Genomic DNA, 1,631 nt, shown 5'->3' with positions numbered 1-1,631 from the left:
GAGATAGTGAAGGTTTATTGGTCTTGACTAATGATGGCATCTTTCAAGCTAAGTTGACTCAGCCGAACTCAAAATCGACCAAGACTTACTGGGTACAGGTTGAAGGTGCGCCTTCTGAGAAAGATTTAGATAAATTGAGAAAAGGTGTTGAGCTAAAAGATGGTATGACATTGCCTGCAGAAGTAGAAGTGATGCAAGAACCTCAGGTTTGGGAAAGAACTCCTCCTGTGCGCTTCAGAGCGGCGATACCAACAACATGGTTAGCGATTACCATCATCGAAGGACGTAACCGTCAGGTAAGACGAATGACGGCAAACATAGGCTTCCCTACCCTGCGTCTAATCCGCTACTCAATGGGCAATATGGATGTGGGTCAGCTTCAGCCAGGTGAATGGAAAGATATTTAGCTGTTACTGATACAGAAAAAGTACTAATATAGCAAAAGCGAGACTCTTATTAGTCTCGCTTTTTTTGTAGATGAAGATTGATTACTCTTGGTCAATCATCCATTTACGGAATTCTTTACGTTCTTGCTTAGAAGCTTTGATGTACCAAGCCTGCAATTGCTCAATATTCTGAGTCTCAGCCAGTTTCACTGGTTTCTGAGCTTTGCCGCTTGTCTGTGCTGTCGTATTATCTACCACAGAAGTTAATACTACCGCTTCAGCTGGCTTATCAAGTAACACGCCATCTTTAAAATAGACTGCCTTACTTGCATTGTACTCAGCCAGTCGAGACTCTAGCCCGCCAAATGGCGCAAAACCGGGTTTGCGTTCAATAACATCTTGCTGATATTTAACAGTCACATCATCCTGAAAAACTACCCATGATGGATTCACAGCTTCAAAGGTCTTCTCCGCTTCCATATAGCTACGTACTTTTGGAGCCTTAATTTCAACCTCTTCACCAGTAACATCAAAATTCAATACATAAGGTGCCGAAGAGTAAACACCGCTGTTACCAAATTTTTTATCAAAGCGAACTAAAACCTGGTTAAAACCTTCATTAATCTGATTTTCACTGATTTTATTCGGAGCTGCTTGACCATTAATGTATAGGATAGATACGCCTTTCTGAGGCGTTAGGGTTGCCGCACTTACACTGCCAATAACAGTTGTAAATAAACCTAAAACTAGTAATGCTTTCTTCATCATGTCTCTCTTTCAAATCGAATAAACTACTCTTTATACTAACAAAAAAGCCACCCTAAGGTGGCTTTTTTTCTAAAACTCGATTACGAGATCATTAGAATGATGCTTCAACACCAATTGCTAGACCGTTATCAGCTTTGTATGTAGCTTTATCATCTGAATCGATACCACCAACTTCCGCGTACACTTTAGTGTTAGGTGCGATTGCGTAAGTAGAGTTAACGAACCAACGATCTTCGTCTTTAAGAGCTACATCGTGGTCACCGATTGAGTAACCAGTGTTGAAGCCCCAAAGACCCATAGTGTAACCCGCAGCAAATGCGATTGTTGCGTTGTCATCGTTCGCTGTATCAGAGTTTACACCGTAGTATGCTGTAGATAGGTAAACGTTCTCGATACCAGAGAATACTAGCTCAGCACCGTAACCTTGGTGATCGCCTTTTGCCACGTTTGTGTCGAAATCAGCAACGAAAGCAGAAA

Annotated in this window: 3 protein-coding genes; 1 reads left to right on the top strand and 2 read right to left on the bottom strand. The window is 41.7% G+C overall.

Annotated elements, in window-relative coordinates:
* On the top strand, window positions 1–407 hold a 407-nt coding region (locus tag AB4496_RS13565; protein ID WP_372131140.1), incomplete at its 5' end, for a pseudouridine synthase.
* 81 nt (window positions 408–488) lie between these two features.
* Here AB4496_RS13565 and AB4496_RS13560 read toward each other — a convergent pair.
* Window positions 489–1,151, bottom strand: a complete 663-nt coding sequence (locus tag AB4496_RS13560) for a DUF2057 domain-containing protein (RefSeq protein WP_009846333.1) — start codon at window positions 1,149–1,151, stop codon at window positions 489–491.
* Between the two features lie 94 nt (window positions 1,152–1,245).
* Window positions 1,246–1,631, bottom strand: a 386-nt coding sequence (locus tag AB4496_RS13555; protein ID WP_372131138.1) for a porin, incomplete at its 5' end; no start/stop codon positions are given.

The organism is Vibrio sp. 10N.222.46.A1 (assembly GCF_041473595.1).
GTDB lineage: Bacteria > Pseudomonadota > Gammaproteobacteria > Enterobacterales > Vibrionaceae > Vibrio > Vibrio tasmaniensis_A.
Note: the sequence above shows the minus strand (reverse complement) of the source record. Positions and strands in the feature narration are given on the sequence as shown.